Genomic DNA, 14,591 nt, shown 5'->3' with positions numbered 1-14,591 from the left:
GTCGTGGATCAGGACCTCCTGAGACCCGACCGGGCGATCAGGGTTCGCAGAAAAGGTCGCAATGCCCTCAGGGTTACCCGATGCAACCGCCCATCGGTGGCATCGTCGATTCGCCCGGTGAGGGCCCCGCCCGTTGCTGCCAGTACCAGGCTGCGCCAGGGGTGGAGGCGCACGCCACACTCGACGGGCAGCCATGCCAGCTCCAGTTCCGCCTGCAGGCTCTCGCCTTCAAGCCGCAACCGCCGCTTGGCCCGCTGAACCTCGTCGGGCGGCTGAGCTTGGCGAAAGCCGCTCGGTGAGGCCGCAGGGTTCATGCCGACCGCCCGGCAGCGAAGTCGCTCGGTCTGCACCCTTAACGCAGCCACCGGTATGCCCAGGTAGCGAACGCCGCGGCGACCAGCAGGCACAGCCCCGCGATCGCACCGAGGCTGCCGGCAACACCCCAGTGCGGCGTGAGCGCATGATAAAGCCCCGCCAGGCCGAGACCGATGCCGGCAAGCAGCAGCAGCCCGACGACCGCCAACAGCATCATGGCCAGACCGACGCGGCCGATCTGACGTCTGAGTTGGCGCCCCTCGGCCTCGATCAGTGCCGTCAGAGCGAGGACGTAGTCGGTCAGTGCTTTCAGTGTCGGCCCCCGTCCAGCAGCTTGGCGATAACGAAACCGATGCCGAAGGCGGCGACCACGGATGTCAGCGGGTGATTCCCGACCATCTGCTCGGCGTCCTCGACACGTTGCTCCCCCTGGTCACGCACGCGACGGTAGCCGCGATTCAGGGTATCCATGCCTTCCTCGAAGGCGGACTGAACGTCGTCACGTGCCTTACTCGCCCGGTCGCGTACGCGCTCCTCGCTCTGTTCGCGAACTACTTTCAGCAGGTCGCTGACGTCACCGCGCAATTGCGCGAGATCCGCCTTGACCGCTTCCAGTTCGGCGTTGCTGTCTTTCTGGGTTGCTTGGGCCATCTCGGCACCCTCCAGGTTGCGAAAATTGATCATGGACGACCTGAGCCTAGTTGGCAGCCGGCGCAAATCCAACACAACGGTGACATTTTGGCCCGCTCCCGGCTGGCGGAAAGCCGCGGCATGTGCGGACTCCCCAACTCCGAACCTGACGCGGAAATCATTTGCGGGCAGCGCTTCAAACGGTTATAAACCGCTGAGACAACGTCACTATACGCCCGACATGAGCCTCATCGCCTCCCCACTTGCCAGCCTGCCGCCTGCGTCGTACCCGATGCAGGCCGGCACGACGCTGCCGCCGAATGCAGGCTCGGCCGCCATCGCCCCTCCCCGCCCCGGTGACGCGTCCGAAACCGCGAGCAAGAACAACCAGAACGGCGGTCATGGTGTTGGCAATCGCGACGGTCGCGGCTCGGCCGAGGAGCAGCGCATGCTCGCCGAGCTGAAGGCGCGCGACCAGGAAGTCCGTAACCACGAGAATGCGCACCGGGCAGCTGCCGGCGACTTGGTGCGCGGCGGCTCCTATCAGTACCAGCAGGGGCCGGACGGCAAGCGCTATGCGGTCGGTGGTGACGTCCAGATCGACACCAGTCCGGTCCCCGATGACCCGGCGGCCACCGCTGAGAAGATGCAACGCGTGATTGCCGCCGCCCTGGCGCCGGCCGAGCCCTCTGCCACCGACCTGGCCGTGGCCGCAGAGGCAGCCGCGGAACGTAACCGGGCCCGTGCCGAGGCGAGACAAGAGGGTAGCGAGACCGGCGCGACTGTCGGGCCATCGGACGACCAGGCCACTTCCGCCTATCAACAGATCGCCGACCAGACGCAATCCGATTCGATCGGATTGCGCTTGGAGGCCTGAACTCAGCCCATCAGCAGATACTTGGTCTCGAGATACTCGTCGAGACCTTCGCTGCCGCCTTCGCGACCGAGACCCGACGCCTTCACTCCGCCGAATGGCGCGGCGGCGTTGGAGATCAGGCCCGCATTGACACCGATCATCCCCGCTTCGATGCCCTCGGCAACGCGCCAGACCCGGCGAACGTTCTCGCTGTAGAAGTAGGCGGCCAGGCCGAAAGGCGTATCGTTGGCCAGCGCGATTGCCTCCTGCTCGTCGCGGAAGGAGGAAATCGCGGCAAGCGGGCCGAAGGTCTCTTCCTGCGCGACCTGCATCGACTGCCGGATTCCGGTCAGCAGCGTCGGCAGCACGTAGTTTGCGCCGCGCTCGTCGCGTTTCCCGCCGCTGACCAGGGTCGCCCCCTGGCTGGTGGCATCCTCGACGTGTGACAACACCTTGTCCGCCGCTGCGGTGTCGATCAGTGGCGAGACGTCGGTATCCGGGTCGAGCCCGTCACCCAGGCGCAGCGACTCGATCCGCTCCCTGAGCTTCGCCACGAACGCGTCGTGGACCGCCTCGTGCACGTAGAAGCGGTTCACGCAGACACAGGTCTGCCCGGTATTGCGGAACTTGGCGGCAATGGCGCCCTCGACCGCCGCGTCGAGGTCCGCATCATCGAAGACGATGAACGGGGCGTTCCCGCCCAGTTCGAGGGATATCTTCTGCACGTTGGCCGCCGACTCGCGCATCAAGGCGCTGCCCACCTCGGTCGACCCGGTGAAGGATACCTTCCTGACCACCGGGTTGCCGGTCATTTCTGCGGCGATTTCACGCGCCGACCCGGTCACGACGCTGAACACGCCTGCCGGCACGCCGGCCTCCTCGGCAAGCACCGCCAGGGCCAGCGCGGAAAACGGCGTCGCACTCGCCGGCTTGACCACCATCGGGCAGCCGGCCGCCAGGGCAGCGCCGGCCTTGCGGGTGATCATCGAGGAAGGAAAGTTCCATGGCGTGATCGCCGCGGTCACCCCGATCGGCTGGCGCAGCACCACAATATGCTGATCGGGTGCCGCCGGCGGGATGGTCCGGCCGTAGGCTCGCCGTGCCTCCTCCGCAAACCACTTGAGAAACGAGGCGGCATAACGGATCTCGCCGGCCGATTCCGCCTGTGTCTTGCCCTGCTCCAGGGTCATGATCGTCGCCAGCGTCTCCTGATGTTGAAGCATCAGCTCGTACCAGCGATACAGCACCGCGCCCCGCGCCTCGGCCGTCTGCCGACGCCAGGCGGGCCACGCTCCCTGGGCCGATTCGATCGCCTGCCGGGCCGCATCCCGTCCCAGTCGTGGCACCTCGCCTATGGTCTCGCCATTGGCCGGGTTGTGGACGGCCATGCGGTCACCATCGGAGGCAGAGGTCCAGTCGCCACCAATGAAGCATGCTTCCCGAAACAGTCGGTTGGCGCGTATTTCTGACAATATGTCGAGGCTCATGACCGGTTCCGCTCAGACGGTGGGATTCGGATAACGCGCGTCGATCTCGTCGATCGCCGAGAGCAGCTCGTCTGACAGGGACAGCTCGCCGGCCGCGATGTTCTCTTCAAGCTGGGCCGTCGTGGTCGCACCGATGATGGTCGAGGCGACCTCGGGCCGGCGCAGGGTGAACGCGATTGCCATCTGGGCCGGCGACAACCCGTGCTCGCGGGCCAGATCGACATAGGCACGCGTGGCCGCCGACGCATTGGTCTTTTCGTATCGCTGGCCGAAATTGGGGAATTCGGTAATCCGGCCGGCTGCCTGCGGGTCATCGAGGTACTTGCCGGTCAGATGACCGAATGCCAGCGGGCTGTAGGGCAGCAGGGCCACGTCCAGTTCGGTGCAGACCTCGGCCAGGCCGCCCGTCTCGAAGCTCCGATTCATCAGGTGATAGGCGTTCTGCAGCGAGGTCACCATGGGCAGATCATGCCGACGCGCCGCCTCCGCAAACGCCATCACGCCGTATGGTGTCTCGTTCGACAGGCCGAGGTAACGCACCTTGCCTGCCCTGACCAGTTCGGCCAGCGCCGCGAGCTGATCATCGATGGGCTCGGCCTCCTGGCGTCGGTCCGGGTCGTAGTAGACCTCGCCGAACTTGGGCACGTACCGATCGGGCCAATGTATCTGGTAGAGGTCGACGTAGTCGGTCTGTAGCCGACGCAGGCTGTCGTCGATCGCCTGATGCACCTGGGCCCGCGTCACTCGCGGGCCGCCACGAACGTGGTTCAGGCTCGAGCGCCCGGCGCCCGTCACCTTGGTCGCGACCACCAGCTCATCCCGCTGCTGGTGCTTGAGCCAGCTGCCGACAAAGGACTCGGTCCGTCCCTGAGTCTCGGCACAGGGCGGCACCGGATACATTTCCGCGGTATCGATGAAGTTGACGCCCGAGGCGACCGCCTGATCGAGCTGCTGGTGCGCCTCGGTCTCGCTGTTCTGTTGGCCGAAGGTCATGGTGCCGAGGCAGATGGCACTGACCTCGAGTCCGCTGTTCCCCAGTCGTCGGTATTCCATCGTCAATCGTTGCTCCCGGAGTCGTCGGTGCTTAAGCTTTGCCGCAGCCGCCCCGCTCTCGGGATTCGGTCCACGACAAGCCACGTAGAGTAGCCAAGATGCCGGATGTTTCCAGTCAGGTCGCCGCGGCGCACCTGGAGTTCATTGAACCGATCATCGCCGCCCTGCCCGACGCGAGTCCCGGCAGCGCAGAGCGCGATGCCGCCGCGTTTGCAATCGCACACTATCGCGACAACGGCTGGCAGGACCTGTGCGATGTCGTTCAGGCACGCCTCGATGGTCGGAAGATCGACCCCGCTGGCCGGGATCTGGACGACGAGGACCGGATGATCCTCGCCGCGATCGACCGGGCGGCCGCCGAACCCGGTTGGCTACACCGTGCGGTCAAGGAGGCCGAAACCCAGGCGGCCGACCAGCTCGCCGCCCTGATCCTGGCCGCCACCTGGGGCGAGCGTGAGGCACTGGCGGCTCTCGACGAAATGCGTGACGCCGCCCAGGCCGCCGGCATGCGGGATTCCACCGCGCACGCCTTCATTGCGATGGTCGAGGGCGAACGACGCCTGGACACCCTGATCAAAAACCACCCGAACGCCCAGACCGGACTGATCGAGGCGACGCTCGCCGCACTTGCCCGGCGCGAAGGTGACGCCGGCTAGCGTGTAACGCCCCGTTACTGACCGAGAATGCGCGCCTCGGCACGCAGCTGGCCGCTGACCTGACACATGAGTTCGTAGCTGATCGTGCCGGAGGCGCGCGCAATCTCGTCGATCGGAAGCCCGCTGCCCCAGCACTCGACCTCGTCGCCGACACGCGCCTCGATCCCGCGCAGGTCGACGGTCACCAGATCCATCGACACCCGACCGACCACCTGTGTCCGCCGGCCGTTCACCAGGATCGGCGTACCATCCGGCGCGTGACGCGGATAACCGTCGCCGTAGCCCACGGCCGCCACGCCCACCGGCATCGTTTCCGGGGCCACGAAGCGCCCTCCGTAGCCGATGGCACCGCCCCGTGGCACCTCGCGCACGGCAATCAGCACGGTCTTCAATTCCATCACCGGTCGGAGGTCGTAATGGGCCGCCTCACCAAAGATGAACGGGTTGCCGCCATAGAGCATGATGCCCGGACGCACCCAGTCGCCGCCGGCCGCCTCACTGCGCAACAGCGCGGCGGAATTGCACAGACTGGTCTCGTCGCTCCAATCGGCCCCGACAGAGCCGAACACGCCGATCTGTGCTTCCGTGGCCGACGGGTCGGGCTCGTCGGCGCGTGCGAAATGCGTCATCAGACCGATGCGCCCGTCGACCGGCGGGCAATTCCCGAGGCGCGCCCGCGCCTCGGCGATCCGTTCCGGCGGCAACCCCGCCCGATGCATCCCGGTATCCACCTTGAGCCAGGTGCGCAGCGCCGCGTCGGGCAGCTTGGCGGCATGTGCCTCGAGCAAGTCCAGCTGTGCCAGGTCATGAACCACCAGTTCCAGGGAGTGTGCCGCGCCCAGTTCGAGCTCGGCCGGCGTGATCGCCCCCTGCAACACCAGCACACGCTGATCGAGACCGGCCTCGCGCAGGGCCACACCCTCCTCGGGGGTCGCGACCGCGAAGCCGTCGGTACCGGCGGCGGCAAACGCGTGCGCGGCCGTCAGCAGGCCATGACCGTAGCCGTCGGCCTTGACCGCAGCGAACACCGACCGGCCGTTTGCCGCCGACCGCGCCACGCCAAGGTTGTGACGCAACGCCTCGGTATTGATCGTCAGTCGGGCCCGTCGCATCAACGGTAGGCTTCCGGCACGCTCTCGGGGCTGATGAAGTCCTCGAACCGGGTGTTCTGGCCTCGGAAGGTCATCGGCACGGTCCCGGTCGGGCCGTTACGCTGCTTGCCGATGATGATTTCGGCCATGCCCTTCTTCTCGGTATCCGGCTCGTAGACCTCTTCCCGGTAGATGAACATGATGACGTCGGCATCCTGCTCGATCGCACCGGATTCACGCAGATCCGACATCACCGGACGCTTGTTGGGTCGCTGCTCGAGCGAACGGTTCAGCTGCGAGAGCGCGATCAGCGGCACGTCCAGCTCCTTGGCCACCGCCTTGAGCGAGCGCGAGATCTCGGAGATTTCGGTGGTGCGATTCTCCTTCGAGCCCGGTACCTGCATCAGCTGCAGGTAGTCGACCACGATCAGGCCCAGGTCCTGCTCGCGTGCGAGTCGGCGGGCACGCGAGCGCAGGTCGCTCGGCGAAAGTGCCGGGGTGTCGTCGATGAAGATCTTGGCCGTGCTGAGCTGCCCGACCGCCCCGGAAATCCGGTGCCAGTCGCTGTCTTCCAGCTGGCCGGTCCGCACCTTGGTCTGGTCGATTCGGCCAAGCGAGGAAAGCATGCGCACGGCCAGCTGGTCGCCCGGCATTTCCATGGAGAACACCGCCACGGCCTTCTCGCCGTAGAGCGCGACGTTCTCGGCGATGTTCATCGAGAAGGTGGTCTTGCCCATTGACGGTCGCCCCGCGACGATCACCAGATCACCCTTGCCCAAGCCGGTAGTCAAGTCGTCAAGATCGCGAAAACCGGTGCTGATGCCGGTGACCTCGCCCTTGTTCTCGTAGAGCTCGGCGATCCGGTCCATCGCCACGGTGAGCAGGTCGGTGATGCTCTGGAAACCGCGCCGGGTCCGCGCCCCCTCGTCGGCGATCGCGAAGATCGCCTTCTCGGCCGTCTCGAGCACGTCGTAGGCGGTCTGGCCCTCGGTCTGGTAGCTCTTGCGCGAGATGTCGGTACCGACCTCGATCAGACGACGCAGCAGCGAGTGCTCGCGAATGATCTCGGCGTACGCGGCGATGTTGGCCGCACTCGGCACCGAATCGACCAGGGCGGCGAGGTAGTCGTTGCCGCCGACCTCCTCGAGTTTCTCCAGCGTCTTGAGACGTTCGGAGACCACCATGGCGTCGAACGGCTGGTTGCGTTCGGCCAGCTCGTCGATGACGCGGAAGATCACCCGATGATCGTGGAAATAGAAATCCTCGTCGCGAAGCTTGTCGCCGACCTGCTCGAAGGCAAGCGGGTCGAGCATCAGCCCGCCGAGCACCGCCTGTTCCGCCTCCTGGGAGTGTGGCGGAACACGCAGCGAAAGCGGCGAGCCAACGGTCGACGGCGTCGGCCGGCGATCAGGCTTCGGGGTGTCGGAACGGTACTCCGGAAGGGACATGGACATCGGCTACCAGCGGCTGTTCGGGGCACGGACACCGATCGCCGGTACTCGGCGAATTCGGGGTCGCGGGAAGACGTAGATGATACGCCCTGTGTCCGCTGTTGACCACGCCCCACCGGCTCGGTTCCTCCCGTGGTCCGGTGCACTGAACGCAAAAAAGCCCGCGTCCATATCGGAGCGGGCTCTCGGGTCGGCCGGCCGTCCAGACGGCGCGGCAATCGCTTTTTCGGATTACTGCTCCGGAACGACCACGACGTTGAGGTCGACGTCGACTTCCGAGTGCAGGTGCAGCTGGATCGGGAACTCGCCCAGCGCACGGAGGGCACCTTCCGGCATCCGCACTTCGCGCTTCTCCATCTCGACACCGAAGCTATCGGTGACCGCCTTGGCGATCTCGTCGGTACCGACGGAACCGAACAGCTTGCCTTCGGAGCCGGCCTTGACCGGGATGGTGACGCTCGGCTCTTCGCCAAGCTTGTCGGCGCGGGCCTGGGCGGCGGCCAGCTCTTCGGCGGCCTTCTTCTCCAGCTCGGCGCGGCGCTCTTCGAACTCGGCCATGTTGGCCTTGGTCGCCGGCTTGGCCTTGCCGTACGGGATCAGGAAGTTGCGGGCGTAGCCCGGGCGGACGCGAACCACGTCGCCCAGCGAGCCCAGGTTCTCGACCTTACTCAACAGAATGACTTGCATGGATATTGACTCCTGGTATCTGGGGACGGACGCGATCAGTGGCGGTCGGTGTACGACAGCAGGGCCAGGAAGCGCGCACGCTTGACGGCGGTCTGCAGCTGGCGCTGATAGCGGGCCTTGGTACCGGTCACGCGGCTCGGCACGATCTTGCCGGTCTCGGTGACGTACTGGCGCAGGGTGTCAATGTCCTTGTAGTCGATGTGCTTCACGCCCTCGGCGGTGAAACGGCAAAAACGCTTGCGACGGAAAAAACGGGCCATGGATCAAATCCTCTCGAAACTTATTCGCTGGAAGCGTCGGACTTCTCCGACTTCTTCTCGCTGTCACGACGCTCTTCGCGCTTGTTGTCATCGTCACGACGGCGCGGACGACGCTCGGATTCGCGCTCCTGCATCATCGGGGAGGCTTCGGTGTAGGCCTCGTCGCAACGGATGGTCATGTGACGCAGTACGGCATCGTTGAACTTGAACGCTTCCTCGAGCTCGGCCAGGGCGTCCTGGTCGGTCTCGACGTTCATCAGCACGTAGTGCGCCTTGACCAGTTTCTTGATCGGGTAGGCCAGCTGGCGGCGACCCCAGTCCTCGAGACGGTGGACCGTGCCCTTCGCGGATTCGATGATGCCGCGGTAGCGCTCGATCATCGCCGGGACCTGGTCGCTCTGGTCCGGGTGGACCATGAAGACGATTTCGTAATGACGCATGGATAGAACTCCTGTGGATTGAAGGCAGCCTGCCGCATGCGGAACGGTCAGGCAGGAGAAACAAGCGGCGCATTCTAGGCGCTCGGAGCGGCTGTTGCAAGCCGTTTCGGTGGGAATCAGCGGCTGATGACGACGAAAGCGAGCGCGTAGGAACGCTCGTCGGAGACCGACAGGCTGATCTCCCCCGCCCCCATCCGCTCGAACACCTCGCGAGCCCGGCCGAGGAGAACCACCTCCGGTCGGCCATTGCCATCGTGGCGAGTCTGGATGTCGACAAGGCGCAAGCCGTCGCGAAACCCGGTGCCCAGTGCCTTGGCGACCGCCTCCTTGGTGGCGAAGCGCTTGGCAAGCCAGGCGGCCGGGTTGGCCTCGGGCAGCCGCTGCCGTTCTTCGGCGCCGAGCACGCGTTCGATCAGGCGGTCACCGTGTCGCTCGAGCGCACCGCGGATCCGGGCGATCTCGACCAGATCGGTGCCGATGCCGAGGATCATCGCGCCTCAGCTCGATCCGCCGGGGGTGCGAAAGCGCGCCGCGTGCATCAGGTCCTTCATTTCGCGCACCGCCGCCGGCAGGCCGGAGAACACGGACTGGGCGATGATGGCGTGACCGATGTTGAGTTCCTCGATTTCATCGATCGCCGCGATGGCCGAAACGTTGTGGTAATGCAGGCCGTGGCCGGCGTTGACGGCCAGCCCCACGTCCGCCGCGTCCCGAGCGCTCTGGCGGATCAGGTCGAGCTGTTCCTGTACGGCCGCGTCACCCTCGGCGTCGGCGTAGTGACCCGTGTGAATCTCGATCACGGGTGCCTCGCAGGCGACCGCCGCGTCGATCTGGACGGGATCGGCATCGACGAACAGCGATACCCGGATACCTGCCTCGGCCATGCGGTCGCAGGCGGCGTGGATGCGGTCGATCTGACCGGCAACGTCCAGCCCGCCCTCGGTGGTCAACTCCTCGCGACGCTCCGGCACCAGGCAGACGTCGTGCGGACGCAGCCGACAGGCCAGATCGATCATCTCGTCGGTGGCCGCCATCTCGAGGTTCATGCGCGTCTGCAGCAGTTCCCGCAGGATTTCGACGTCGCGATCCTGGATGTGGCGACGATCCTCGCGCAGGTGGAGCGTGATGCTGTCCGCGCCGGACTGCTCGGCCAACAGAGCGGCACTGACCGGATCGGGGTAACGGGTGCCTCGCGCCTGGCGCAGGGTGGCAACGTGGTCGATGTTGAGACCCAGCAACGGGTACTGGGCGGTGACGCGATTGGTCATGGGTTCTCGATATCCGCAGTGTGGGGTGACGGGCGACTCAGGCGCCCAGTCTAGGGAAACTCCGATTGAATCGGCAACGTCTGTCCCTTGGGTTCACGATCGCCGGCACGCGCGAACGGCCGGCATTGCCAGTCAGTCCGGCATCGGCCCGGGCGTATCGTCCTCGATGCTCGTCGCAGCGGTCGCTGTCGCAGGCCATAGCTGCCTTGAAACGAAAGGCGCCCGCCCCACGTGACCGGCCAGCAGAGTCTGCATCAGGTCGCGCGCCGCACGACGCTCCTCCGCTTGGGCAAGGGGCCGATCGCGGGCAATGGCCTCGAGAACGTGGCCGGGCACCCCCCCGGAAGCCGGCACGATGCCCGTCTCGACACCGACACGGTACCGTCCGCCGACCTCGAGCGGCCGCCCGTGGACGTCGTGCTGCCAGTCGATTCCCGCCCCCAGGTGGTCGAGCAACTGGCGTTCGAAGCGCCGGACGACCACCGACAACGGCATTTCCGGGCTTTCCAGCATCGCCAGGCTCTTCCAGTAGTCGAGGAACAGCTCCGGCATGGGCTCCTCCGGGCGCAGCGCCCTGAGGATCAGCTCGTGAAGGTAGAAGGCCGCGGCGAGCGACTGGCCGCGCAGAAAGCGCAGCGACTCCACCGGCTCGGCGGCTGTCAGGACGGGCCAGCCGCCCCGCCCGGCCGTCTGCAGCTCCAGGCAGACGAAATTGGGTGGTCGGGAGGAACCCCGTTTCCTCACACGGCGACCGCCGTTCTGGCGCATGCGCACCCAGCCGCGGGTATCGGTCAACCAGTCGAGCAGCAGCCCGTGTTCCTTGAAAGGCCTGGCATGAAGGAGAAACCCGCGCACGACGTCATCCTCGCCGAGAACCGACCCGGCCTCGCCGGGCCGGCGTCATTCGGGCAACTGGTAGCCGAGCGAGGCCACCGATCGCTCGTCGTCGGCCCAGTCGTCGGCCACCTTGACCCACAGATCGAGCATCACGCGCTTTTCCAGCAGGTGCTCGATCGCCTCGCGGGCCTGCTGACCGACGATCTTGAGCCGGGAACCGCGGTTGCCGATCACGATGCCCTTCTGGCCGGCGCGGGCGACGTAGATCACCGCCCCGATCGTGACCAGCCGGTCGGTCTCCTCGAAACGCTCGATCATTACCGTCGTCTGGTACGGCAGTTCGTCGTGCAGCGAACGGGCCAGTTTCTCGCGGATGATCTCGGCGGCCATGAACCGGACCGGCGCGGTCGTCACCTGGTCCTCGTCATAACCGATCGGCCCCTCCGGCAGGTAGGAGAACATCAGGTCGACCAACCCTTCGAGGCCGCGGCGGCGACGTGCGCTCATCGGGTAGATCTCGGCAAAGTCGTGCTTCTCGCCCATCTGGGCCAGAAACGGCAGCAATTCGGTCTTGTCGTTGACCAGATCGACCTTGTTCACCACCAGCACCACCGGCGCCTCGACATGCTGCAGCAGCCTGAGCACGGTTTCGTCCTCTGCCCCGAACTGGCCGGCCTGCACCATGAACACGATCAGGTCGACTCCCTCGAGCGCGCTGCGAGCCGTCCGATTGAGCTGACGGTTCAGGGCATCCCTGCCACCTTCGTGCAGACCGGGGGTGTCGATCAGGACGATCTGCCCGCGCTCCTCGGTGATGATGCCGGTGATGCGGTGACGGGTGGTCTGGGGCTTCGGGGCGGTGATCGATACCTTCTGACCGACCAGCCGGTTGACCAGCGTGGATTTGCCGACGTTGGGACGACCGACAATGGCCACGTTGCCGAATCGGGTGGACTGACTCATGCGCGACTCCCGGTAGTGGCCCTGCCCTCGCGTGTCTCGCGCAGGCTTGTCAGCATCCGTCGCGCAGCGGATTGTTCCGCCCGACGACGAGACGAACCGCTGGCGCGTGTTTCAAAGGACTCGCCATCGCACTCGACCCGACAGGCCACCTCGAACGTCTGCTTGTGCGCCTGCCCGGTCTGCTCGAGGACTTCGTATTCCGGCAGCGGCAGACGGTCGCGCTGCAGGTACTCCTGCAACTGCGTTTTGGCGTCCTTGAGCTCCTGGGCATCCGGCAACGAGACCAGCTCTTCGCCAAAAAGACTCAAGACCCAGTCATGAGCGGGATGGAACCCCTGATCGAGGTAAAGCGCCCCGATGATCGCCTCGAGCGCGTCGGCAAGAATGGAGTCGCGGCGATGGCCGCCGCTCTTGAGTTCGCCCGACCCCATGACGAGGTAATCGCCCAGCCCGATCCGGCGGGCCACCCGGGCAAGCGTCTCCTCACGCACCACCGAGGCACGCAGTCGGGACAACGCCCCCTCGGGTGCCTCCGGCTTGTGGCGGTAGAGGTAGTCGGAGATGGTGAGATTGAGGATCGAGTCGCCCAGGAACTCCAGGCGCTCGTTGTTGAGCCGACCGGCCGAACGGTGGCGAAGCGCCTGGCCAAGCAGGTCACTGTTCTCGAACGTCAGTCCCAGCGATTCGGCCAGGACACCCGGCTCACGGATAAGAGGATTGCTGTTTCTAGTTGCTGACACGAGTCTGGTGTTTGAATGCGGCCACGAGCGACAGGTTGCCGAACAACTGTGCGCGGCCATCGTAGTTGTAAGTGACGCGGTAACCGCCGGTTACCGGGCGAATCTCGAAATCCTTGGGATCGAACCGGTCGTCGACCTCGTTGATGTCGAGACGCTTGCCGAGCATGCGCCGAATCTCGTTGGGACTGCCGGCGGTTTCCTTCTCGATGCTCTTGAAGACCGAGGTCAGTTTCTGGTCGGCGATGTAGAGCGGCACGACCTTCATCACCACCAGCGCGGCCAGACCCAGGCCGATCGCGGCCAGGAAAAGGCCGATCAGTGACATGCCACCCTGCCGCCGGCCAGCGGCGATCCCGATGTTGCGCTTGTGTTCCTTTACGGTGGTCATTTCCATAATCCTTCGTCCTCGGCGCGCGGCCGTTCCGTTAATTCCCGTCGGTCTCGATGGCGTCGATCGAGCGGCCGATGCGATCCGCATCGAAGCCGCCGTCCTGCCAGTTCCAGTGCAACCAGATCATAACCGCTTTGCCGACCAGATTCGATTCGGGGACGAAGCCCCAGAAGCGGCTGTCGTTGCTGTGATTGCGGTTGTCACCCATGACGAAGAAATGCCCCTCGGGCACGGTCCACTGGCCGACCCCGAGATTGCGTGACAGGTCCATGAGAATGCGATGCGGCCCGTCATCGCCGGGCAGCGTCTCGATACCCACGGTCAGCCCGGCATGCTTGAGGTTGGCATCCCCCGCATAGCGCCCCGCGGTCTCCAGCGGCACCGGCTCGCCGTTGATCCAGACGCGGTGATCCTCGACCCGGATCGTGTCCCCGGGCAGCCCCACCACCCGCTTGATGTAGTCCACCTCGGGCTGGCGAGGATAGCGGAACACCACCACATCGCCGCGCTCGGGCTCGGAGACCGGGATTACCTTGGTGTTGAGCACCGGCAGGCGCAATCCGTAGTCAAACTTGTTCACCAGGATGAAGTCACCCACCAGCAGGCTCGGCATCATCGAACCCGACGGGATGCGGAACGGCTCGAACAGGAACGAGCGGATGACCAGCACCACCAGGAGAATCGGGAAGAACGACTTGGCGTAGTCGACCAGCAGCGGCTCTTCGTCTTTCATTCCCTTGCCGTCGATGCCGGCCTCGTCACCGAGCTGCCGGGCCTCGGCGGCCAGGCGCGCCCGGCGGCGGGGACGGAAGGCAAGCCGATCGATGAGCCAGATCAGGCCGCTTGCGAAGGTGGCGATCACCAGAAGGAGTTCGAAGTCCAAGGTCTGCTCCCGTATGCGTCAGGCGTGGCCGCCCAGACTCAGTTCTTGTTGTCCATCTGCAGCACGGCGAGGAAGGCCTCCTGCGGCACCTCGACCTTGCCGATGTTCTTCATCCGTTTCTTGCCGGCCTTCTGCTTCTCGATCAGCTTCTTCTTGCGCGACACGTCACCGCCGTAGCACTTGGCGAGCACGTTCTTGCGCAGCGCCTTGACGTTGGTCCGGGCGATGATCTTGCCGCCGATCGCTGCCTGCAACGCGACTTCGAACATCTGCTGCGGAATCAGTTCCTTGAGCTTCTCGATCAGCTCGCGGCCCCGCTGATCCGCCTTGTCGCGGTGAACGATCAGCGACAGCGAGTCGACCGACTCGCCGTTGATCAGAATGTCCATCTTGACCAGGTTCGCCGCCTCGAAACGATCGAGGTGATAGTCGAACGAGGCATAGCCACGCGAGACCGACTTGAGACGGTCAAAGAAGTCGAGCACGACCTCGGCCAGCGGCAGATCGAAGATCAGGGTGACCTGGTTGCCCGAATAGAGCATGTTCTTCTGGACGCCACGCTTCTCCATGCACAGATTCAGCA

19 protein-coding genes and 1 pseudogene are annotated in these 14,591 nt (G+C 65.4%); 2 read left to right on the top strand and 18 right to left on the bottom strand.

Annotation, left to right across the window (positions count from 1 at the left end):
• Positions 1-8 precede the first annotated feature (8 nt).
• From AWR35_RS10855 to AWR35_RS10380, 3 genes are all read right to left on the bottom strand, one after another.
• A complete protein-coding gene (locus tag AWR35_RS10855; protein WP_197408207.1) occupies positions 9-314 on the bottom strand; it encodes a hypothetical protein in 306 nt (101 codons plus the stop codon).
• A 38-nt stretch (positions 315-352) separates the two neighbouring features.
• A complete protein-coding gene (locus AWR35_RS10385; RefSeq protein WP_058575898.1) occupies positions 353-532 on the bottom strand; it encodes a hypothetical protein in 180 nt (59 codons plus the stop codon).
• Between the two features lie 92 nt (positions 533-624).
• Complete coding sequence (locus AWR35_RS10380; protein WP_197408206.1) at positions 625-966, bottom strand: DUF883 family protein; 342 nt, start codon at positions 964-966, stop codon at positions 625-627.
• Positions 967-1,186: 220 nt separating this feature from the next.
• Here AWR35_RS10380 and AWR35_RS10375 point away from each other — a divergent pair, with 220 nt between their 5' ends.
• A complete protein-coding gene (locus tag AWR35_RS10375) occupies positions 1,187-1,822 on the top strand; it encodes a putative metalloprotease CJM1_0395 family protein (RefSeq protein ID WP_058575896.1) in 636 nt (211 codons plus the stop codon).
• 2 nt (positions 1,823-1,824) lie between these two features.
• Here the strand turns inward: AWR35_RS10375 and AWR35_RS10370 are convergent, their stop codons facing one another.
• Positions 1,825-3,288, bottom strand: a complete 1,464-nt coding sequence (locus tag AWR35_RS10370) for an NAD-dependent succinate-semialdehyde dehydrogenase (RefSeq protein ID WP_197408205.1) — start codon at positions 3,286-3,288, stop codon at positions 1,825-1,827.
• Positions 3,289-3,300: 12 nt separating this feature from the next.
• Entirely contained in the window at positions 3,301-4,341 is a 1,041-nt protein-coding gene (locus AWR35_RS10365; RefSeq protein ID WP_058575895.1) for an aldo/keto reductase, read from the bottom strand.
• Positions 4,342-4,439: 98 nt separating this feature from the next.
• Between AWR35_RS10365 and AWR35_RS10360 the strand changes: the two genes are divergently transcribed.
• Entirely contained in the window at positions 4,440-4,997 is a 558-nt protein-coding gene (locus AWR35_RS10360; protein ID WP_058575894.1) for a hypothetical protein, read from the top strand.
• 14 nt (positions 4,998-5,011) lie between these two features.
• On the opposite strand, the gene alr is transcribed toward AWR35_RS10360, so the two are convergent.
• The 13 genes and pseudogenes from alr to AWR35_RS10295 form a co-directional block, all read right to left on the bottom strand.
• Entirely contained in the window at positions 5,012-6,109 is a 1,098-nt protein-coding gene (gene alr / locus AWR35_RS10355; RefSeq protein ID WP_058575893.1) for an alanine racemase, read from the bottom strand.
• Positions 6,109-7,536, bottom strand: a complete 1,428-nt coding sequence (dnaB, locus tag AWR35_RS10350) for a replicative DNA helicase (RefSeq protein WP_082664076.1) — start codon at positions 7,534-7,536, stop codon at positions 6,109-6,111. The genes alr and dnaB overlap by 1 nt, the downstream gene beginning before the upstream one ends.
• A 234-nt stretch (positions 7,537-7,770) precedes the next feature.
• Entirely contained in the window at positions 7,771-8,226 is a 456-nt protein-coding gene (rplI, locus tag AWR35_RS10345) for a 50S ribosomal protein L9 (protein WP_058575892.1), read from the bottom strand.
• A 35-nt stretch (positions 8,227-8,261) separates the two neighbouring features.
• Entirely contained in the window at positions 8,262-8,486 is a 225-nt protein-coding gene (rpsR, locus tag AWR35_RS10340; protein ID WP_058575891.1) for a 30S ribosomal protein S18, read from the bottom strand.
• 20 nt (positions 8,487-8,506) lie between these two features.
• On the bottom strand, positions 8,507-8,926 hold the full coding sequence (gene rpsF / locus AWR35_RS10335) for a 30S ribosomal protein S6 (RefSeq protein ID WP_058575890.1): 420 nt from the start codon (positions 8,924-8,926) through the stop codon (positions 8,507-8,509).
• Between the two features lie 116 nt (positions 8,927-9,042).
• Positions 9,043-9,417, bottom strand: coding sequence for a holo-ACP synthase (gene acpS, locus AWR35_RS10330; protein ID WP_058575889.1), 375 nt, complete (start codon positions 9,415-9,417; stop codon positions 9,043-9,045).
• Between the two features lie 6 nt (positions 9,418-9,423).
• On the bottom strand, positions 9,424-10,194 hold the full coding sequence (gene pdxJ, locus AWR35_RS10325; protein WP_058575888.1) for a pyridoxine 5'-phosphate synthase: 771 nt from the start codon (positions 10,192-10,194) through the stop codon (positions 9,424-9,426).
• Positions 10,195-10,326: 132 nt separating this feature from the next.
• Positions 10,327-11,049 carry a DNA repair protein RecO C-terminal domain-containing protein gene (locus tag AWR35_RS10320; protein ID WP_058575887.1) on the bottom strand — a complete coding sequence of 241 codons (723 nt, stop codon included), beginning with the start codon at positions 11,047-11,049 and terminating at the stop codon, positions 10,327-10,329.
• Positions 11,050-11,094: 45 nt separating this feature from the next.
• Complete coding sequence (gene era, locus AWR35_RS10315) at positions 11,095-11,994, bottom strand: GTPase Era (protein WP_058575886.1); 900 nt, start codon at positions 11,992-11,994, stop codon at positions 11,095-11,097.
• The gene (gene rnc / locus AWR35_RS10310) at positions 11,991-12,734 is read right to left on the bottom strand and encodes a ribonuclease III (RefSeq protein WP_231723601.1); all 744 of its coding nucleotides are present in this window, start codon (positions 12,732-12,734) and stop codon (positions 11,991-11,993) included. The genes era and rnc overlap by 4 nt, the downstream gene beginning before the upstream one ends.
• Positions 12,721-13,122 carry a DUF4845 domain-containing protein gene (locus AWR35_RS10305; protein ID WP_058575885.1) on the bottom strand — a complete coding sequence of 134 codons (402 nt, stop codon included), beginning with the start codon at positions 13,120-13,122 and terminating at the stop codon, positions 12,721-12,723. Before AWR35_RS10305 ends, rnc begins: the two co-directional genes overlap by 14 nt.
• A gap of 37 nt (positions 13,123-13,159) precedes the next feature.
• Positions 13,160-14,008, bottom strand: a complete 849-nt coding sequence (gene lepB, locus AWR35_RS10300; RefSeq protein WP_058575884.1) for a signal peptidase I — start codon at positions 14,006-14,008, stop codon at positions 13,160-13,162.
• Between the two features lie 38 nt (positions 14,009-14,046).
• A pseudogene (locus tag AWR35_RS10295) lies at positions 14,047-14,591 on the bottom strand (elongation factor 4); the annotation flags it as partial.

Origin of the sequence: Guyparkeria sp. WRN-7, assembly GCF_001641825.1 — a bacterium.
In the GTDB taxonomy this organism is placed as follows: Bacteria; Pseudomonadota; Gammaproteobacteria; order Halothiobacillales; family Halothiobacillaceae; genus Guyparkeria.
This window is presented reverse-complemented; position numbering and strand designations above follow the sequence as displayed.